At 31.8% G+C, this 20,720-nt stretch carries 16 protein-coding genes; 7 read left to right on the forward strand and 9 right to left on the reverse strand.

Features of this window, described 5'->3' with window-relative positions:
- Positions 1-24 precede the first annotated feature (24 nt).
- On the forward strand, positions 25-219 hold the full coding sequence (locus ABJM36_RS14905; RefSeq protein ID WP_348452290.1) for a hypothetical protein: 195 nt from the start codon (positions 25-27) through the stop codon (positions 217-219).
- 409 nt (positions 220-628) lie between these two features.
- Here ABJM36_RS14905 and ABJM36_RS14910 read toward each other — a convergent pair whose 3' ends face one another.
- Positions 629-2,356, reverse strand: a complete 1,728-nt coding sequence (locus ABJM36_RS14910; RefSeq protein ID WP_348452291.1) for a TonB-dependent receptor — start codon at positions 2,354-2,356, stop codon at positions 629-631.
- Positions 2,357-2,457: 101 nt separating this feature from the next.
- Positions 2,458-5,478, reverse strand: coding sequence for a tetratricopeptide repeat protein (locus ABJM36_RS14915; protein ID WP_348452292.1), 3,021 nt, complete (start codon positions 5,476-5,478; stop codon positions 2,458-2,460).
- A gap of 318 nt (positions 5,479-5,796) precedes the next feature.
- On the opposite strand from ABJM36_RS14915, the gene ABJM36_RS14920 reads away from it, so the two are divergent.
- From ABJM36_RS14920 to ABJM36_RS14930, 3 genes are read left to right on the forward strand one after another with little or no spacing between them, the layout of a single operon-like run.
- Complete coding sequence (locus ABJM36_RS14920) at positions 5,797-6,480, forward strand: ATP-binding cassette domain-containing protein (protein WP_348452293.1); 684 nt, start codon at positions 5,797-5,799, stop codon at positions 6,478-6,480.
- Positions 6,481-6,482: 2 nt separating this feature from the next.
- Positions 6,483-7,373, forward strand: a complete 891-nt coding sequence (locus tag ABJM36_RS14925) for a glycosyltransferase (protein WP_348452294.1) — start codon at positions 6,483-6,485, stop codon at positions 7,371-7,373.
- A 3-nt stretch (positions 7,374-7,376) separates the two neighbouring features.
- Positions 7,377-8,285 carry a glycosyltransferase family A protein gene (locus ABJM36_RS14930; RefSeq protein ID WP_348452295.1) on the forward strand — a complete coding sequence of 303 codons (909 nt, stop codon included), beginning with the start codon at positions 7,377-7,379 and terminating at the stop codon, positions 8,283-8,285.
- A gap of 65 nt (positions 8,286-8,350) precedes the next feature.
- Here ABJM36_RS14930 and ABJM36_RS14935 read toward each other — a convergent pair whose 3' ends face one another.
- From ABJM36_RS14935 to typA, 5 genes are all read right to left on the reverse strand, one after another.
- Positions 8,351-9,433 carry a glycosyltransferase gene (locus ABJM36_RS14935; protein WP_348452296.1) on the reverse strand — a complete coding sequence of 361 codons (1,083 nt, stop codon included), beginning with the start codon at positions 9,431-9,433 and terminating at the stop codon, positions 8,351-8,353.
- 5 nt (positions 9,434-9,438) lie between these two features.
- A complete protein-coding gene (locus ABJM36_RS14940) occupies positions 9,439-10,521 on the reverse strand; it encodes a sulfatase-like hydrolase/transferase (protein ID WP_348452297.1) in 1,083 nt (360 codons plus the stop codon).
- 532 nt (positions 10,522-11,053) lie between these two features.
- Entirely contained in the window at positions 11,054-12,343 is a 1,290-nt protein-coding gene (locus ABJM36_RS14945) for an O-antigen translocase (protein WP_348452298.1), read from the reverse strand.
- Positions 12,344-12,370: 27 nt separating this feature from the next.
- Complete coding sequence (locus ABJM36_RS14950; protein WP_348452299.1) at positions 12,371-13,669, reverse strand: O-antigen translocase; 1,299 nt, start codon at positions 13,667-13,669, stop codon at positions 12,371-12,373.
- A 401-nt stretch (positions 13,670-14,070) separates the two neighbouring features.
- Positions 14,071-15,870 carry a translational GTPase TypA gene (gene typA, locus ABJM36_RS14955; protein ID WP_348452300.1) on the reverse strand — a complete coding sequence of 600 codons (1,800 nt, stop codon included), beginning with the start codon at positions 15,868-15,870 and terminating at the stop codon, positions 14,071-14,073.
- A gap of 175 nt (positions 15,871-16,045) precedes the next feature.
- On the opposite strand from typA, the gene ABJM36_RS14960 reads away from it, so the two are divergent.
- The 3 genes from ABJM36_RS14960 to ABJM36_RS14970 all read left to right on the forward strand — a co-directional run bounded on the left by ABJM36_RS14960 (position 16,046) and on the right by ABJM36_RS14970 (position 18,315).
- Positions 16,046-16,405: a hypothetical protein gene (locus tag ABJM36_RS14960; protein WP_348452301.1), complete on the forward strand. Its 360-nt coding sequence runs from the start codon at positions 16,046-16,048 to the stop codon at positions 16,403-16,405.
- 217 nt (positions 16,406-16,622) lie between these two features.
- On the forward strand, positions 16,623-17,441 hold the full coding sequence (gene kdsA / locus ABJM36_RS14965; RefSeq protein ID WP_348452302.1) for a 3-deoxy-8-phosphooctulonate synthase: 819 nt from the start codon (positions 16,623-16,625) through the stop codon (positions 17,439-17,441).
- Between the two features lie 13 nt (positions 17,442-17,454).
- Positions 17,455-18,315, forward strand: coding sequence for a hypothetical protein (locus ABJM36_RS14970; protein ID WP_348452303.1), 861 nt, complete (start codon positions 17,455-17,457; stop codon positions 18,313-18,315).
- Positions 18,316-18,680: 365 nt separating this feature from the next.
- On the opposite strand, the gene ABJM36_RS14975 is transcribed toward ABJM36_RS14970, so the two are convergent.
- Together ABJM36_RS14975 and ABJM36_RS14980 are read right to left on the reverse strand one after the other, a co-directional pair.
- Entirely contained in the window at positions 18,681-19,460 is a 780-nt protein-coding gene (locus ABJM36_RS14975; protein ID WP_348452515.1) for an SDR family oxidoreductase, read from the reverse strand.
- 41 nt (positions 19,461-19,501) lie between these two features.
- Positions 19,502-20,704, reverse strand: a complete 1,203-nt coding sequence (locus ABJM36_RS14980; RefSeq protein WP_348452516.1) for an NAD(P)-dependent oxidoreductase — start codon at positions 20,702-20,704, stop codon at positions 19,502-19,504.
- Positions 20,705-20,720 lie beyond the last annotated feature (16 nt).

The following is a 20,720-nucleotide window of genomic DNA, read 5'->3' on the forward strand; positions in this document are numbered from 1 at the left end:
GAGGTTCCTTTGCCATAAACAAAGGTGTTTTTATTTAGCTTAAATATTTGTGCCGAAACCGTACCAAAAGGATATACCATTTCAATAAAAAAACGACCTTCTTTTAGTTTTATGTTTACCGAAGCTTGGTCGTTTTTAATTAACCGCCCTAATTCTGTGTGTTCTGCTTTTGGCGGTAGGTTTAGTTCTTCTAGAACCTCTACAAAGCCACTGTCTTGATTAAACCAGAACTTATAGATTTTATTGGTATTGAGTGCTTTTAATTTCCATTGACCTGTTAATGCGCTTCTAACACTATCTATGTTATGACCGCATTCTAAATTTTGAGAGAATGAATTTATGGATAGAAATAACGCTATGAAAACTAAATTTTTAATAATCTGATTTTTTTACTAACACTACAAAACTAGTTAAATTCTAGATACTGGTTTTACGAAAACCTACCTCACCTATTAACCTTGTTGCAACCCCGCGTTAAGGATTGCAGTGAAAAGCCCACAGCCCGACGAAGGAGGTGCGAAGACTTGCAACGGAAAGCCTGCCCCTTTTGGGGAACGCCCAAATATTTTTTATTAAATTCATGACGAATCTAGTTTTCATTCATAAGATTCCTGCCTTCGTAGGAATTTTAAAAATCAAACTTATAAGTAGCTCCTGCTAAAAACTGAATACTTTGTACCGGGAAATTTTGCCATTTCTGGTAGGCGTTATTAGCCATATTATTAGCTTTTGCAAATACAGAAAGCTGCTCGTTTATATGATAACCTACGTGTGCGTTGGCATCGAAAAAACTATCTAAAGTTACTGTTTGTGGCATTCCAACAGTTACACCATCGTTTACAAAATATTGGTCTTTACGCTTGCCTGTATAATACAAATTTGCTCCTGCAAACCACTGCTCGTTTATTTGATAATCTACAAAAAGTGAGCTTTTTATGTCTGGTAAATTCCAAGCTTCGTCTTGGTTATCGGTAGTATATGAAAAATACGCAACTTTTAAACCTAGTTTAAAGTTTCGCTTTACATCGACGTTAATTTCTCCTGCTACACCAAAGGTATCGATGTTGTCGTAAACAATACCAAAAGAATTTCCGTAGGAGTACTCTTGATTGGTTGCGGTAATGTCGTTGTTTCTATACAAGGCTTTGTTTCTATCGGACACATAACGACCGCTTACATTATAGCTCATATTGCTTGAAAGCTTCCCTTTTAAACCGATGTATGCATTGTACAACTGATCGGTTGGTGCAATGGCTAAGGTTGGGGATATAAAAGGGTTTTCGTTTGCAAAACCGTAATACGAATTGATAATTAAATCGCCTTTTACACCTGCATAAGCAATTACAATATCATTAACTACACGGTATGTTGCCGATACATTTGGATAAAAGTAAAGGTTATTATCGCCAGAAGCTTTGTCGTTTAAATAGTTTAGAGACACACCTATATTAACGGTTAAATCGTCTTGCTTTAACTGGTAAGTTGGTGCTAAGCCTACTTGAAAATTACCGTAGTCAATTGCATTTGTGCCACTATAATTTGTATCGAAAGCACCACCTAGATAGTCTATTTTAAAATCGGTTGAAATTTCGACATCTCGTATTGGCACATCTACTTTTGCTTTGACTGTAAATCTGTTTTCGCCGGAACCTTGATTGTCTGAAAAACGTCTAAAAAAGGCGCTTCCTGAATTAATATATGTGTCCTCAAAAGTGACATCGCCACCAAAATGCGCATTAAAAAAAGAATGACTGCCATCCATATTATCCGTTTTAGCTTGTGCAATATGCGATTCTGGTACACCATACCAATTGTATAATTGATGCTGAAAACCAGCCTCGGCATTCCATGATAAATCTCTTAATTGACTTGAGTAATTCAGGTTAATTTTTGAGTCGGAAAAATTATTATCGAATTCCACATCTTCAATACCTGATGCCGATGAATGATGACTGACATAACCGCCAATATTTTCATTACGACTAAGGGCATGATTTAAATATACTTCGCCCAAAATTGTGGTATAGCTTCCCACACCTAAAGTGGCATAATTATCGTATAATTTTGTTGGCGCTCGTTTTTCTACCACCGCCGCTTTACCTTTTGCTGGGGTAAATGTGGATGCCACAGGAAATGAAAAAATATTATACTTAATATCCTTTTTTGTTTGGGTAGTCTCATCGTCTAAAGACGGTACTTCCTTTACCTTAAACGCATCAGAAATTGTTGGCGCATAGGGTTTAACGACATCAATTACACCTGTATTTATGGTATCATTTTGGGTTCTTTGAGAGAATCCTAAAGTGACACTTAATAAAAGAACAACGGAGAATATATTTTTTATTTGCTTACGCATATTTAATAAGTTTTTATTTACGATTAACGTATTTTTTTATTTACTGACATTCCTCGCTTAGGCTGTAAAAAAAATAGCTTCGCGCTGAATGACCAAACGAATTATTCTTCGGGTAAAATAGATGAATTTGTTTTTGCTTCTTCCTTTTTGATTTTGCTTAATTCGGTTTTTGCCTCTGAAACCACATCATCGAATTCTGAGAAATTTTGAATAACACTTTCTAAAATATAAGTGGCTTGAAAAGCATCATTTAAAGCATAATAATTTTTAGCCATAAGCACTAAACCTTTGGCGCTATAATATTTATACCCCGAATAATCTTTAGCTAATTTCTGTACTGTTGTATTGGATGCTTGGTGTTTGCCTTCCTTATTTTTAAAATAAGCATTGTAATACAGAGCTTCGGCAGCTGTTTCGCCTGTAGCAACACCTTCTACATTAGCATACGCTGTTTTTGCTTTAGCTTCGTTACCAGTTTTAATAGCCGAACGTGCTATAATAATGTGGGCATCGCCTTTAATTTTATTATCAATGGTAGAACTTACCAATACTTTTTCTGCGCAAGCCACAGCACCGTCATAATTTTCTAGTTGATAATTTGCTTTCATTAAGTTAGATTGCGCAAATACAATATTTTGCGGGTAGTTAGCTTCAGCTTCTAATCGGCTTAAAACAGGAATGGCATTAGTCCAACTTTTACTTTCTAAATAAAACTGCGATAAACGCGTTAAAGCCTGTTCTGTAAATTCGTTACTGCTTGAATCTGTAACATATTTGTAATGCGGTGCGGCGTTTTCAAGTAAGCCCTTTTTGTAATACAATTGCGCCACATAAAAATGCGATTGCAAAGCATGTAATCCATTTGGAAATTGGTTTAAATACCCATTAAACTGTTTTATACCTTTATCTGTATTGTTTTCTAAATATTGCTTTTCGGCAGCTTCGTAAGTAGTGTTATCCAAATCTGCATCGGTAACTTCGACATAATCTAACTGTTTTACCCAATTAGCATAATCATCAACACGACCTAAATCGATATAAATTAAACGCGCTGTAGATACGGCTTGAACAGCTTCTTGCGTTCCTGGATAGTCTCCTGCTACTTTTTTAAACTTGGTTAAAGCACTTTCATTTTCGGCACCATTATAATACACCAATCCTTGGCGAAGCAATGCTTTAGGCACAAAAGAGCTCATAGGATACTCGCTTGCCAACTTACTATAAGCTGCCATACCTTTAGCAGTATAATTATCTTTAATATAAGAATTACCTAAATCGTAAAGCGCATCGTCTCGCAATTTTGATTTTGGATAATCTGAAATAAATTGTTGTAGAGCTTTAATTTTAGTTGATGTTTCCCCTGCATAACCTATACTAATTGCTTTTTGAAATGCTGGATAATCAGAATCTATTTTATCTAATTTAATAGCATTTTCGTAGGCAGAAATAGCACTTTGATATTGGCTAGACACAAAATAGCCATCGCCTAAACGTAAATAAGCATCATTCAATCTTAATTTATCTTCTCTTTTATTGGAGATAAAATCATTGAAGAACGCTGTAGCATTATCATAATTTTTTAATTTGAAATACGTGTAAGCTAGATTATAATTTAGATTTTCAAACTCTGGCGTTACTGGTGCTTCTGTTTGTTGCTTAAATTGTTTGAACCCAATTAAGGCGTCATCGTAGTTTGTTAAATTATAATCGGCTTCGGCTTTCCAAAATGTTGCTCTTGCGGTATATTTTTGGTCTTGAGGTTCCTTTAAAGACGCATCAAAAAGCCCTTCTGCTTCTTGATAATCACCTTCGTTATACAACTCTAAACCTCTATAAAATGCCACCTTTTGATAAGCTACTTTATTCTCGAAACTCTTTTTACTTTCTAATAGCGATAATGCTTCTTTATAGTTTTTTGATGTAATGTATGAATCAATTAATAACGTTTCGATTTCTTCCTTATAGCTTGTATCTGGATATTTCTCTAAATAACTTACTAAAACTTGCGGTGCCGACTGATATGGGTTACCAATTTCATAACTAAGTTTAGCGTAATTTAACCAAGCATCTTCTTGAATTTTTAAATCGAAATTCATTTGCGATGCATTTCTAAAGGCATTTAAAGCTTCTTGTTTTTTGTTTAAGTTCACATAACTTTCAGCTAAATGGTAATAGGCATTTTGAGCAATTGCATTTTTACCACCTACAATTTTATTGAATTCTGAAATCGCGTTTTCATAATCCTTTTGTTTGTAATAGGCATAGCCCAATTGATAAAAATCGGTATTGCTCCACTTGCCTTTTTTGCCTTTATATGCCGTTAAATACGGAATAGCATCGGCATATTTTTTTAAATTAAAATAACTTTCACCTATGATTTTTGATAGTTCTGAAATTTCATTAGCATCACTAGATTCTAGTCTGTCTTTAGCCAATTTAATAGCTTCATTAAATTTGCCTAATTTAAAGTTTAAATCGGCTTGATAGTACGATAGTTTTTCCTTGTATTGTTCTTGATCGCTTACTTGCTCGAAATACTCGTTGGCTCTGTCATAATCATCACCTTCATAAGCCATAAAACCAATATAATATTTAGCCTGAGATCCAAATTCCGTAGAGTTTTCAACCTTACTTAAATACTTTCTAGCGTCTTTATATTGCTTGGTTGTAAACGCTGTATAGCCGTTATTAAAATAAAATTTTTCACGTTCTTTTCCACTTAATGCTCGTTCTTCTACTTTGTTATACCATTTTCTAGCATACGCATATTTAGAATTTTCAAAATAATAATCGGCTACATCCACGTAGGCCGTATTCTTTTTTGTGCTTGTGGGATAGTCTTCAACAAAATTTTCAATCAACTGATCGGCATTTTGCTGGTTTAAACGAACAGCACAATTAGCTATATAATAGGCGCAGTCAGACTTTAAAACATCTTCAGTTGTTGTTTTTTTAACCGTACTAAACAAGGATTGAGCAGCATTATATTGTTGATTATTATAAAGCGATAATGCTTTTTGATAATCGACTAAATTACTTGTATATGTTGCAGATTGCTGTGCTATTATTTGAAAACCAAAACTTATAGCAACTATTAATGAAACAATACTTTTCTTAGTCATTTAGGATTCGTTTTTTAATTTAAAATCAAAGATAATTTAATAACGTAATAATCGTGCCATAATTATAAATCAAGTTATTAAATATTGAATAAAAGTTGGGGGAAAGAAGACCGAAGACGGAAGTTTTGGTTGAAATGACATCGTGTTTTTAATCTCTGTTTTTCATTTCAGGATGAAGAAATGACAGATTACCAAATAATTGATAATGATACCAATTAACTGTTGTTTGTAGACTTTTTTTATTCTTTTTACGTTAAACTTTTACTTTCAACTTTTAAATAATACATTTACATCAGTAACAAAACCGTTAATTACCATATGTCAAATTCCATTTTACAATTAAAAGATGCTTCTATTTTTCAAGGAGATAGCTTAGTGCTTTCAAACGTAAATGTGGAAATTAATAAAGGGGACTTTGTTTATTTAATTGGAAAAACAGGAACAGGAAAAAGTAGTTTTATGAAAACACTTTACGGCGACTTACCCTTAACAGAAGGGGAAGGCCATATTGTTGATTTCGATTTAAAAACCTTAAAAGAAAAAGACATTCCGTTTTTACGACGCAAATTAGGCGTAGTTTTTCAAGATTTTAAATTACTAACAGATCGTACTATTAACGACAACTTACTATTTGTTTTAAAAGCCACAGGCTGGAAAGATAAAGACAAAATGAAAACACGTGTTGAAGAAGTTTTAACCAAGGTGGACATGAAAACAAAAGGTTTTAAATTTCCTCACGAGCTTTCTGGAGGTGAGCAACAACGTGTTGCAATAGCCAGGGCTTTATTGAACGATCCAGAACTTATCCTTGCCGATGAGCCTACCGGAAATTTAGACCCACAAACCAGCGTTGAAGTCATGGAAGTACTTCAAGACATTAATAAAAATGGCAATACCATTTTAATGGCTACTCATGATTATGCTTTACTACTAAAATACCCAAGTAAGACTTTAAAGTGTGATGAAAATCAGGTTTATGAGGTGGTACAACGTAAAAACTAACTATGCTTTCAATACTTGTACCTGTTTATAATTATTCTATTTCAAGCTTAGTTACTGAAATCCATAAGCAAGCAACTCATGCTAAAATTAATTTTGAAATTATTTGCATTGAAGATGGATCGAATAAATTTGTACTTGAAAACAAATCAGTAGTAGATGGTTTAGAGCATGCGTCCATTATAATTTCTTCTAAAAATAACGGTAGAACAAAATCTAGACAAATTCTCTCGGATACTTCAAAATTTAATTGGCTTTTATTTTTGGATGCCGATGTTATGCCAAAATCGGATAGATTTATAATAAAGCATCTTGAAAATATTGACTCCAAGTACGAAGCCATTTACGGAGGCTTCGCTTACAAGACTATAAAACCACAAAAAAACAAAACCTTACGCTATAATTTTGGTAAAAATTTTGAAGAAGTTGATGCAAAAAAAAGAAACTTAAAACCTTATCAAATAGTCATTTCTGCTAATTTTCTTATTAAAAAGGAGATTTTTTCTAAAATAAACTCCCAAATAAAAATAAAAAGTTATGGTTTAGATAATTTTTTTGGAGCACTACTAAAAGAGAACAAGGTTAATGTACTGCACATAAACAATGAAGTGTATCATTATGGCATAGAAGACAATAAGCTGTATTTAAACAAAGTTCAAGAATTCATAACCCTCTTATTAAAGCTATACAATGACCGTATGTTTTTAGAACATAGCAATAAATTACTTTCCGTATTTGTAAGTTTAAAAAAATATAAATTGAATTACTTGCTAAGTTTTTTTTACAAGTTATTCAATAACCTAATGGAGCGTAACTTAATTGGCCCTAAACCAAATATGTTTATATTACAATTATACAAATTATCATATATCTGTTTTAAAGATTTAGATTCATAAACCATGTCTACAAAGCCTTTTTTTTCTGTAGTTATACCTTTATATAATAAAGCCGACTATATAGAGGATACTTTAAATAGTGTGCTTAACCAAAATTACAAAAACTTTGAAATTGTTATAGTTAATGATGGGTCTACAGATAATAGCGTAAGTGTTGTAAAACGTTTTTCTGACTCAAGAATTACGATTATTAATCAAAACAATTTAGGACTATCTGGAGCAAGAAACACAGGTATTAAAAATGCTAAATATGAGTATATTGCTTTTCTGGATGCTGACGACTTATGGAGTGCAGATTATTTAATGACTATATGTAACTTACTTTCAATTAAAAGCAATTCTGAAGTGTTAGCGACTGGTGTAAAGACATTTAGAAATAAACATAAGTTAGATTTAAAAGCAAATACATTTAAAAATGAAAAAGTTCAAATAATATTTAATTATTTTAGTTTAAAACAAAACATTTTTGGACCAAGTGCTCTCGTAGTTAAAAGAAATGTATTTAACAATATTGGCTACTTTGACAACACAATAAACTATGGTGAAGATGAAGACTTTTTTATAAGGTGTTTTTCCATTTACGACATCACTTATTATAATACAGAAAAAGTATTTTATTTAAAAGGAATAGAAAATCAATTAACGGCACCTAATACAAATACTAAAAGAAACCCGCCTGATTATTCTAAATACCTTACTAATGAAAACCAACATATACTAAAACCATATATTGATTTTATATATTTTAAATTACTCGTCCTTTATAAAATGGAAAGGAATTATGAACTTGTAAAATACTATAAGGATAAAATAGATGTATCAAATTTATCACCCATTAAAAAGGTTAAGTATTTTTTACCTATTCCAGTATTTTATTTTTTAAAAAAAATCCATACAAGATTACTTCACTAATAAAATACCTGCCTTTAAATTACGATTTCTATATAAACATAAAAAAATACCAAATAGCAGTAAATTTAGTCTTCCAAAATAGCTTTCCACTTTTTTGATATATTCTTTATATCAAATTTCTGAACGCTTACTAAAGTGTTTTTTCTAAATTCACTTACTTTCTCAGCATCATTAGCTATCAATTTTAAGGCATTTGATAATTCGCTTAAGTTATAAGTTTCCAACATTATACCATTAATATTATGCTCTATTATTTCTGATGGTCCCGTTTCACAATTTATAGCTATTACCGGGGTTTCTAAAGCTAAAGCTTCAATTAGAACAAGTCCGAAACCCTCATAAAAACTAGTTAAAGTTAAACATAATGCATGCTTCATATACACAAAAGGATTAATTGTAAATGGCTTAAAATGTACGTGTTCTTTAATTTTTAAACTTATTACTAATTCTTCATAGGCTCGTTTATCTGGACCTTCTCCCAAAATTATTAATTTAACACCTTCCTTGTAAACCTTAGACTTTGCATACCCTTTAATTAATAAGCTTATATTTTTACATTTCTCTTCTAGTCTACCACAAAACAAAATATATGGAAATGAGATATTAAACTTTTGATCTCCCTTTAGTCTAATACTTTCAACATCGACTGCATTTTCTATACATTTCATTTTTTCATTATCATGAAATGGCTTAATCAAATCAAGCAGACTCTTGGTAACTGTTATTATTTTATATGCATCTCTTAACAGCCATTTTTTAAGAAATAAGTTTTCTTTTATTTCATTTTTATATGAAGAACTATGTATAACATATAGCACTTTAAAGTTTCTGTATGCATATTTACAAATTCCAACTTCATTAATTACGCTATTAGTGCGCAATCTATTATCTATAACAAAATCAAAATTATTTTTTTTTAAATATTCTTTAAGCAAAAAAACTCTTTTTACTTTATCAAAAAAAGTATTGCTTTTGTCCTTTAAAGCTCCAAGGTTATAAAGCTCACCTTTAAAATCAAAAGATATTACATTAGAAATTAAAACAATATGAACCTGATACCCCAACTCGGAAAGCATTATAGATTGAACTGCTGCAGCACGTTCTGCGCCTCCTAAACCTAGTGATGGAGTTATAATACAAATTTTCATAGTTATTAATTTCTATTAATCTTAGTACTTAATATTGAATCATAATCTTGGTTATTTAAAATAATTCTTTTTCTGTTTTTAAACTCAGCACTAAATATACTTTTTTCTAAATTTACAATAGAATCGTTTATTTGGCACAAATCGGCAATACTGTGAAATAAATCATCGGTCATGTACGGTCTTTCTAAATCAATATTAATATTGTTATTATTTTTAAATACTTCAGATTGCCATAGTAAAAAAGGTATTTGAAACATAGGCAATGTACCTACATCATCATTATGCCCTGCAAATTTAATAGTATGGTATACCTCTTCTCCATGGTCAGAAAAGTATAATACAAAACTCTCAGTATTAATGGATTTAATTTTTTCAATAATACTATTTACAACAAAATCATTATATCTTACTGCGTTATCGTATGCATTTATAGTCTTATATTCGGTTTCCTCTTTTGCTATTTGTGAATTTGGTTTATCATTAAAAATATTGAACGTTTTAGGGTATTTATTTTCATAGTAAAAATGCGTTCCTTGTAGATGAACAAATACTACTTTATTTCTGTTTGATTTATCATCTATTATTTCATCAATTTCTTTAAAAATGACTTCATCGTATTGATTAAATTCTTCCGTTCCTTCTGTATTTAAATATATTTTGTTTTTACATGCATAAATAAGTTTAGTAATTTCAGTTTCAGCAAAACCTACTGGCTGTTGGTTCGACACCCAATAGCTATCATAATTTACCGCATTTAAAAGCTGCATTATTGACCCTTTAGCACTACTTCCCTCGTAATTATCTAAACTTAATGCTTTGGTAATGGAAGCTGTTGTTCCAGCGTGAGGACTAACAACATCCTTATAAACCTCTAAACTCTCTTGCTTACCTAATAGAGGATTTGTATCTCTATTATAGCCATAGAGTGACATATTGTTACTTGTTGTTGACTCTCCAATAATTACAAAAAATAATTTATTTTTCCTGAAATTATTCGTTTTAGCACTTTTAAAGATTCCAGTTTCGTCTTTATAAACTCCTAATTCTGTAACTTCAGATTCATAATAAACAGAATAAAAAGACTTCAAAATTAAAAATGGTAAATTTTGATGCTTTAATGGTGTCACTTTTAAAACAATTACAATAAATAAAAACACGGAAACAAGTTTCCTTGAACCAAATCTTTCCAAATTAAAATATTGGACACTTTTATTACCAATACTAAAAATTACTAAGAATATTAAAAGTATTAATAACACATAGCCAATTAAATAACTATCGATATAAAATGTCAAAAACTCTTTTACTTCTACATTATTAGTCTCAAAGAATATATAAATAGCAGAAGGAGACAGATTTACCTTAAATATATAATAATAGCAGGTTTCTATTAATAAAAAAAGATTAAAGAAAAAAAATGTAAATGCAAAATAAAAATTTGAATACCTTTTGTTTTTAATAAAATTAAATGGAATTATAAGAATTATTGCAAAAAGAATATTCTCCAGTAAATTAAGATATCTACAGATATGAAAATCGCAAAAAAACAGTTCCATCAAAAAAGAAACTCCTATAACTAGAATACAACATAGCTCAACACTACATTCTTTGTTTTTAACATTACTCAACCACATTTTTTCTAAAAAATTCATTCCTAAAAACTAAAAACAAAATTAGCATATAAATAAAACAGGTTAAGGCATGTGCTTTAACAGCTCCTATAACACCAAACAAATCAATAAAATATACGCTAATAAAATATAATAACATCATATAAACCACTTCGCATAAAATGTACATTTTTATAAGTTTTTTAGCTATAAATTGATAAGAAATAGTAAGGAAAACAATTCTAAAAAAATCTCCAATTAATTGCCATAAAAACAAATTTTCCATAGGTAAAAATGCCTTGGTTAAAACTATTTTAACAATTAACACTTTTAACGAAAAAATTAACAAAAAAACAAAAATAACAAATGGCAGTAGTGATTTATAGAAGCTAAAAACTATAGCTTTAAATCCTTTTTTATTTTCTGCCAACAAGGGAAGTAAATATATTTCTAGCATACTATAAACAAACAACATATAATAGTTTGAAATTTTCCTTATGCCCTCCCAAAAGCCTGCTTCTTCTGTACCTACGTTACTTATTATATAATTTCTAATAAGTATAAATATAACGGGAAACATAATAGCAGAAACCAAAGTCATCGAAAAAAATGACGTTATTTTTAAAAGGAAACTTTTCGAGTATGTAAAAAAACTTATGTATTGAATAATTTCTTTCACCATTGATAACCTAAACAAAAGGGAAAAAATCAAAGCAATGGGCGTTAAAACAATAGCCAAAAGCGCACCTTCCAATTGATTTCTACCCATCAATAAAATTATTAGAATCGCAGAAATCATATAGGCAGCTACATTAACAATAACTAAATCTTTAACTTTTTTTAAGCCATTCATTACGGCAAGAAAAAAAACATGCACAGTAAAAAAAGGCATCGTGAAGGCTGATATTTTGAATAAAAATGAATACTCCTTAGTACTAAACACTAATAGACTAAAGGAATTTCCAAATAAAAACAAAGTAGCGCAGGACAGTAAACCAATTAGCACAGAAATTAAAAAACCTGAAGAGATGGCCTCCTTTAACCTGTGCTCATCTTCTTTAAATTCAGCAATATATTTAATGACCCCATTCTTAAATCCTATAGATGATAAATTCTGTAAAGACTGAAAGAAGTTACCTAAGTTTCCTGATAATGCCATTCCAGAAGGTCCAATAAAAACAGCCATGAATTTGGATATTGCAAAGCCTGAAATTAACCTTACAAAAAGACTCAAAGAATTTAAAGAAGCTACTTTAAAAATCGCGTTTGCACGAACCCTATTCCAAAAACTATTTAACATAAAAAAGTTATACTCATTAAAATTAAATCATTCATGGTTTTCAACCCCAAACAAAGAACTACCAAAAATAAGCAATATAATACCATAGTACATCAGGTAGCTAACAAAGTGAGCAATAACAGCTCCTTCAACATGGTCGTATAAATCAATAAAATACACGCTAGTAGTATATAATATAATAACCAAAAAAGCTTCGGTTAAAATATAGTGCCAAAACATTTTTTTCGCTAAAAACTGGTAGGCAATTACAATGGATAATATTTTAACAAAATCGCCCAACAGCTGCCAGAAAAACAAATCTTCTACAGGTTTAAATTCTTCAGAAAAAATTACTAAAACAATAAAATGTCTTAATACATATATGAGCAATAAACCAACAAGCATTATAGGTATAATGGTTTTATAAAAACTCAACACTTCTTTTTTAAAGGCCTTAAAACCATTTATTTCAGTAAACCTAGGTAAAAGATATAATACAATTAAAGAACTTACAAACATTAAATAATAGTCTGATATTCTTGTCATGGCCTCCCAAAACCCTGCGTCTTTATACCCTAAATTATCAATAATATAAGAGCGAATAGCAATAGTAACAAAAGGCATTAAAACCGCTGTAAATAATCCCATTAATGAGTAAGGGCTTAGTTTTTTTAATAAACTATAGCTTACATTACTTAGCTTTATGTGATTAATTAAGCTCTTTCTATTAATAATACCAACTAGGGTAATTAAAAATATAAGTGACTCGGCTATTACGACCGAAATTAAAGCCCCATCTATTTTATTTTGGAATATTAATAGTAAAGCAATGGCAACGCTAAGTACTTGGCCAATAATATTAATTATAATTAAAATTTTATATTTTGAAAACCCATTCATTATAGAAAAGGAAAACATATTAAGCGAATAAAAAGGAATGGCTATCGCAAAAATTCGAATAACATAAGCGTAGTCGTTATAGGTAGGAAAAATGATATCATTAATCCACTCTGCTTCAAAATAACAAAAGAAGGAGACCATTACCGTAGCAATAAACCCCATGTAATAGGACGTAGAAAGTGTTTTACTAAGGTTTAAACTATCTTCTTTAAACTTAGCGATATATTTAACAATACCCTTATAAAAACCAAAGGTCGCAATGGTTTGAAAGGCGCTAACAAAGTTTCGTAAGTTCCCTATTAAGGCTAAACCTTCGGCACCAATAAAAATAGCAATAGCTTTTGAAGTTAATATCCCTCCTAGTATTCGAGTAAATACCGAGGCACTTTGCAATGAGGCAATCTTGACTAAAACCTTATTGTTTATATATTGTATTAATTTTCCCAATTAATAGATCATTAGCTTTTTTCCTGACCCCAACAAAATACGTTTAAATTGTAAAACGATTTAACGAACCAATTATGTTTTTGTGTTAATAAGAGCTAACCAAATATACAAAATCATTTAAGGTATAAAAGTTTAATTTATAAAACCTAGCTTTTATTACATAAAACATATCGTTCGTCGTGTTTTATTTAAAGCTTTAATAGTTAGCACCAAGTAAAAACGACTTTTTACAAGAACACGATAATAGAATAGTAACCAAACTTTTATAAAACACAAATAGTAAACACCCAAGGGCGTTTACTATTTGTAATTTATTTTCAAATGTAATAGATGTAACTGACATACTGTATCTACATACAGCATTACAATCCTATAATCTGCGAAACATTATCGTTTCTTTATTATAAAGACTTATTTCTTTTACGGTCTACTTCAGACAACCAAATTTTACGTAAACGTAAGTGGTTTGGTGTAACCTCTACGTATTCATCTTTTTGGATATACTCTAAAGCTTCCTCTAAAGAGAATTTTATTGCAGGAACAATTTTAGCTTTATCATCCGCCCCAGAAGAACGTACGTTACTTAATTTTTTCGTTTTTGTTACGTTAACGGTCATATCATCACCACGAGAGTTCTCACCGATTACTTGACCTTCGTAAATATCTTCACCCGGATCAACAAAAAACTTACCTCTATCTTGTAATTTATCAATAGAATAAGGAATTGCCTGACCTTTCTCCATAGATACTAACGAACCATTTTGACGTTCTGGAATCCCACCTTTTAGCGGTTGGTATTCTTTAAAACGATGTGCCATAATAGCCTCACCTGCAGTTGCCGTTAGTAATTGGTTACGTAAACCAATAATACCTCGAGAAGGTACTATAAATTCACAAACCATTCTTTCTCCTTTGGCTTCCATACTTAACATTTCACCTTTTCTAAGGGTAACCATTTCTATGGCCTTACCAGAAACTGTTTCAGGCAAATCAATTGTCATTTCTTCAACTGGCTCACATTTTACACCATCTATTTCTTTAATGATAACTTGTGGTTGTCCAATTTGTAACTCATACCCTTCACGACGCATGGTTTCAATTAAAACTGATAAGTGTAATACCCCACGGCCAAAAACCATAAATTTATCAGCACTATCCGTTTCTTCAACTCTAAGCGCCAAATTCTTTTCTAATTCTTTATTTAAACGGTCTTTAATATGACGTGATGTTACAAACTTTCCATCTTGTCCAAAGAAAGGCGAATCGTTAATTGTAAATAACATGCTCATTGTAGGCTCATCTATAGCAATAGTTTTTAAACCTTCTGGGTTTTCAAAATCGGCAACCGTATCACCAATTTCAAAACCTTCTAATCCAACAATGGCACAAATATCTCCCGTTTGAACTTCATCAACTTTTAAACGTCCTAGACCTTCAAAAATGTGTAATTCTTTAATTTTATTTTTAACAATAGAACCATCTCTTTTTACTAACGAGATATTCTGTCCAACCTTTAAACCACCACGTGTTAAACGCCCAATAGCTATACGTCCTGTAAAAGAAGAAAAATCTAATGATGTAATTAGCATTTGTGTAGTTCCTTCTTCAATTTTAGGCTCAGGAACATGCTCAATAACCATATCCAATAACGGTTCAATGTTCTCAGTTTCATTTTGCCAATCGTCACTCATCCAGTTATTCTTAGCCGAACCGTAAACTGTTGGGAAATCTAATTGCCACTCCTCGGCACCAAGTTCAAACATTAAATCGAAAACTTTTTCATGCACCTCATCTGGTGTACAGTTTTCTTTATCTACTTTATTGACAACCACACAAGGCTTTAAACCTAGGTCAATCGCTTTTTGTAATACAAAACGCGTTTGTGGCATTGGCCCTTCAAAAGCATCAACCAATAACAACACGCCGTCTGCCATGTTAAGTACACGCTCTACCTCACCTCCAAAATCGGCGTGACCTGGTGTATCAATAATATTAATTTTAGTGTCCTTATAAATTACAGATACGTTTTTAGAAGTAATTGTAATTCCTCTTTCACGTTCTAAATCGTTATTATCAAGAATTAAATCACCTGTATTTTCGTTTTCACGAAACAATTGACAGTGATACATAATTTTATCAACCAACGTCGTTTTACCGTGGTCAACGTGTGCAATAATTGCAATGTTTTTAATAGTAGCCATATTATAGTGCCTTATTTTAAGCCTGCAAAGGTACGCTATATTTAATTTTAAATCTATTTAATTTAACATTTTACTAGTATAAAAAGTTAATTATATGTTATAATCCTAATTTATAAAAACTAATTTTCTAATTTTTCCGTTCATTACAATACAATCTCTCAAAAAAAACAGCATTATGAAAAGCTTATTCAATTATACAAAATTCATACCATACCTTTATTTTATTGCCATTACAGCATATTGGTTTACCGTGGTAAATCGTACCGAAGGTTTAACAGCATATCCAATTCTATTATTTGGTATTCCGTTTTTATGGCAAATACTAAAGCCCAATAAAAAATTAAATTTCACGTTAGGAATCACCTTTGTATGCATTTCGTCGTATTTAATTTTAGCTTTCGTTTCAGATACGCTGCATATTGTATCCCTTTCCTACTCCATAAAGCAATTTATGGTTTACGGCGGTCTATTTATTTTCGGAAGTTTGGCCATGGCACTTTGGATTATAAAAAACAGCTTAACCAAAAGCGTTTAAAGTCAGGATGTTTCAATAAGTTTGGCGCTTGCCTGCCGGCAGGCAGGTTTCGACAAGGGTCGGGCTTTCACTACTCGCTCCCTCCTAAGGTCGGGGAGATTAAACAAGCCGTTCTATCCCTAACGCAGGCGTATCTGCCCAAAACAATTCAATACCCAAAACAACGGTGTTTTATTAAAGCTCCTTTTCGTAACTTTGCTGCTTAAATTTAAAGCACATGCAACTTAGCGAGGTACCTAAAATAAAACATACAAATTCTAACAATTTTTTTCTATTATGTGGCCCATGTGCCATTGAAGGGGAAGATATGGCATTGCGTATAGCCGAAAAAGTAATCACCATTACCAATAAACTAGAAATCCCTTATATATTTAAAGGAAGTTTTAAAAAGGCTAACCGCAGCCGAATAGATAGCTTTACAGGTATTGGCGACGACAAAGCCCTAAAAATACTCAGAAAAGTATCCGAAACTTTCGATGTCCCTACCGTAACCGATATCCATGAAGTTTCAGACGCTATAAAAGCAGCAGAATATGTTGATGTGCTGCAAATTCCAGCTTTTTTAGTACGCCAAACCGATCTTGTAGTTGCCGCTGCAAAAACAGGAAAAGTTGTCAACTTAAAAAAAGGACAATTTATGAGTCCGGAGGCCATGAAACACGCTGTGCAAAAAGTTAAAGACGCTGGCAGCAACAAAGCATGGATTACCGATAGAGGAACCATGTTCGGGTATCAAGACATGATTGTCGATTTCCGTGGCATTCCAACCATGCGGGAAATGGCACCAACAGTTTTAGATGTTACACATTCACTTCAACAACCTAATCAATCGGCTGGAGTTACTGGTGGACGCCCGGATATGATAGAAACAATTGCTAGAGCAGGCATTGTAAATAATGTAGATGGTTTATTTATAGAAACTCACTTCGACCCTGCACATGCTAAAAGCGATGGTGCCAATATGCTACATTTAGATAATTTAGAAAAATTATTAAGCAACCTAGTAGCCATAAGAAAAACGGTAAACGCCCTTTAACATTCTCATAAAAATGACATTCCAAATCTTAAAACCTTATTTAGGTTTAGCTATATTTTTGCTTTCACTTAACGTATGTGCTCAAGATACTCAACCCGTAAAATATACAGCCTCCAATAAAGGAAAATTCTTTGTTAGTTGGGGAGGAAATCGGGAATCCTTCTCTAGGTCGGACATTCATTTTAAAGGTGAAGATTATAATTTTACTATAAAAGATGTGGCTGCTAAAGATAAACCTAAAGGTTGGCATATCGATTATATAAACCCTACTCGTATCACTATACCACAAACCAATGCCAAAATAGGTTATTTTATTTCAGATAAATATACAGTTTCCATAGGTGTAGACCACATGAAATATGTTATGCACAGAAACCGTACTCAAACCGTAGATGGTTACATCAATTTACCACTTACCGAAACAGGGTCGCAATTCAATGGCACTTACAATAACGAGGAAACCTTCATTTCTCAAGACTTTTTAATGTTCGAGCATACCAACGGCTTAAACTATGTCTATACAGAATTTGCGCGGTACGATGACATTTCTAGAATTTTTAATATTCAAAACACCGATAAATTTCAAATTAACATAACCGAAGGCTTAGCCGGTGGTATTCTATATCCAAAAACAAATACAACACTTTTACAAAAAGACAGGTACGATGAGTTTCATTTAGCTGGCTATGGCATTTCTTTGCATGCAGGACTTAACTTCACCTTTTTCAAGCATTTTTTCATGCAATTAGATTTAAAAGGAGGTTACATTAACATGCCTGATATTCGTACAACAAGCAATACAGCCGAAAGCGCATCCCAACACTTCTTTTATTTACAACGTGTCATTGCTTTTGGTGGCATATTTAAGATATAAATCAAACCCTTTTACTTCTCATTAAAACATTTAAAACAGTTTATAATAACAAAACTAGTCTTGATCAAAATTCTTCAAGTATTTTTAATTGAATAGAGTGCTCTTGCTTTCGTTTGTTATCATTTTTCAAAATAAGAACGACGTTTCACCTATATTACCATTTGAATTTTACTACTATTAAGTTACTTTACTTTCGGTAAAGTACGTAAAGTAATGACTTAACCATTATGAATCAATAAGGCCTATTGGTTAAAAAAAAAAAAAAAAAACTGCTTTAGTTTTGTCTGCTTCGTTTCGTTTTTGGTAATTCCTAATTAATGATAAGAATTAAGGCAACCAACTATTAAAACGGCAAAACTTATGAATTAATTTGCTCTGTTTTTTGTTTGAATTTTTCTAACAATAGAGGTTGCTGTATTTCTAGGCATAAAGCGTGGCAAGGCCGCTAGAAATTTATTAAACCCACCTGGAATGGCATAAGATTTACCTTTAAGCATTGCTTTATAACCATAAAGAGCTACCTGTTTAGGACAAGCCATATTGAATTTTATTTTATTATTGCTTGTGTTTTCTGATACCGTTTCTTGAAACGCTGTTTTAGTTGGTCCAGGACATAATGCGGTTACCGTTACACCTGTTCCCTTAAGCTCATTAGCTATAGCCTCTGAAAACGAAAGCATATAACTTTTTGAAGCATAATAAATAGACATTAAAGGCCCAGGCTGAAAAGCTGCCAACGACGACATATTTAAAATTTTACCAGAACCACGCTTTATCATACCCTCTAACACTAATTTTGTTAAATGTGTTGTCGTTATAATATGTAAATTTAACATGGAAGATTCGCGTTCCCAATCGGTTTCCGTAAAAGAACCAAACAAACCAAAACCTGCATTATTTATTAGTGCATCTATAGGTTTATTATCGATAGCATCCATGATGTCTTGAGCTACATTTGGAAGACTTAAATCTTTAACCAAAGTAACAACCTTAACCTTAAAGTTAGTTTCTAAATGGCTTTTAAAATGAGATAAACTATCGGCGTTTACATCTACCAATATTAAATTATAAGCATCTTTTGCCAATAAAAGTGTTAACTCATAACCTAAACCTGATGCCGCTCCTGTAACTAATGCCGTTTTAATTTTGAAAGTATTTTTAAATTATTAAATGGCTTACAAAAATATTAGTTTCCATTTACATAACCCTCTAAATAGGAGAATTTCTTGGTTAACTTTCCGTTTTCGGTAATTTTAGCACGTTTAAGAATTCCGTTGGCATCGTTATTAAAAAAAGCAGGGATTACGTGTGTTAAAAACATGGCACCAAAACCTTCGCTGGCATCTTGTGGGAGTTCGCAGGGTAAATTATCGACCGCCATAACAGTTATGGCATTGTTGTTTTTAAAATCTATTTCAGACTCCGTTTCTGGATCATAACCATAAATAGGGTCTGCAATGGTTGATGCTTTTAAAGTTGTTGCTACTGGCCCATCGACATCGCAACTAATATCTGCTACCACTTTAATATTAAAATTTGTCGATTTCACATCTTGTCTAGTGTATAAATATGGCGCACCGTCGCCATAAAAATGTCCTGCTATATAATAATCGGTTACCTTAGCAAAACGCATAAAGTTAGACTCATAATCTTGTGGATTATTGAAGAAATCTGCATTATCAATTACTTGTCCGTCTTTGCGTTTATTATAATCAAGAACATCAATTTTACAATACACAGGCTCGTTAAATACGGTGTTTAAATACGCATCTACTGAAACAGATTTAATATTTATAGCATCCAACATTTCTTGAGCACCGCTTGCTACTTTTCCGCTTCCGGTTAATAGAATTTTTATGTTTGGTACTTCTAAGTTATTCAACTCGCTTATTAATGCGGCTTGATTTGGCAATGGGCCTGCCTTAGGCAAATTCCAAATATTAAATTTTAAACCCCACGCTCTAAAACCATTGTAAGCACCAACAATTCCCGCATAACGTCCAAACCCAATTAAGCGAAACCCTTTGTCGTTAACTATAGTTTCATGGTCGTAAAGCTCTATATTTTTATCCAAAACTGCTTTTAAAAGCTTTCTGTTATAGGGTTGTTTTTTAATGGTATGCGAGAAGAAGAAATATTTTTTGTTTGGTATTAAGGCATCAATAGGCACTTCTTTTACACCTATTAGCACATCGCAATCTGAAACATTTGTTGTGACCTCAAAACCTTTGTTTTTGTATTCTTGATCTGAAAACACACGAATATCTGAGGCTTCAACTTTAAAAGTAGCTTCGGGAAATTGGGTTTGAGCTTGTACTAATTTTGATGGTGAAAACACCACACGGCGGTCTGGTGGGTTTTTACGCTCTTTTATAATGGCAAATTTGATGCTCATATTTTGATTT

Origin of the sequence: Algibacter sp., assembly GCF_039977455.1 — a bacterium.
Classification (GTDB): domain Bacteria; phylum Bacteroidota; class Bacteroidia; order Flavobacteriales; family Flavobacteriaceae; genus Algibacter_B.

What these genes read in the sequence shown, in the direction of transcription:
- ABJM36_RS14910 (WP_348452291.1), bottom strand. Translation starts at nt 2,356, where the DNA reads ATGCGTAAGCAAATAAAAAATATATTCTCCGTTGTTCTTTTATTAAGT.
- ABJM36_RS14915 (WP_348452292.1), bottom strand. Translation starts at nt 5,478, where the DNA reads ATGACTAAGAAAAGTATTGTTTCATTAATAGTTGCTATAAGTTTTGGT.
- ABJM36_RS14920 (WP_348452293.1), top strand. Translation starts at nt 5,797, where the DNA reads ATGTCAAATTCCATTTTACAATTAAAAGATGCTTCTATTTTTCAAGGA.
- ABJM36_RS14925 (WP_348452294.1), top strand. Translation starts at nt 6,483, where the DNA reads ATGCTTTCAATACTTGTACCTGTTTATAATTATTCTATTTCAAGCTTA.
- ABJM36_RS14930 (WP_348452295.1), top strand. Translation starts at nt 7,377, where the DNA reads ATGTCTACAAAGCCTTTTTTTTCTGTAGTTATACCTTTATATAATAAA.
- ABJM36_RS14935 (WP_348452296.1), bottom strand. Translation starts at nt 9,433, where the DNA reads ATGAAAATTTGTATTATAACTCCATCACTAGGTTTAGGAGGCGCAGAA.
- ABJM36_RS14945 (WP_348452298.1), bottom strand. Translation starts at nt 12,343, where the DNA reads ATGTTAAATAGTTTTTGGAATAGGGTTCGTGCAAACGCGATTTTTAAA.
- typA (WP_348452300.1), bottom strand. Translation starts at nt 15,870, where the DNA reads ATGGCTACTATTAAAAACATTGCAATTATTGCACACGTTGACCACGGT.
- ABJM36_RS14960 (WP_348452301.1), top strand. Translation starts at nt 16,046, where the DNA reads ATGAAAAGCTTATTCAATTATACAAAATTCATACCATACCTTTATTTT.
- kdsA (WP_348452302.1), top strand. Translation starts at nt 16,623, where the DNA reads ATGCAACTTAGCGAGGTACCTAAAATAAAACATACAAATTCTAACAAT.
- ABJM36_RS14970 (WP_348452303.1), top strand. Translation starts at nt 17,455, where the DNA reads ATGACATTCCAAATCTTAAAACCTTATTTAGGTTTAGCTATATTTTTG.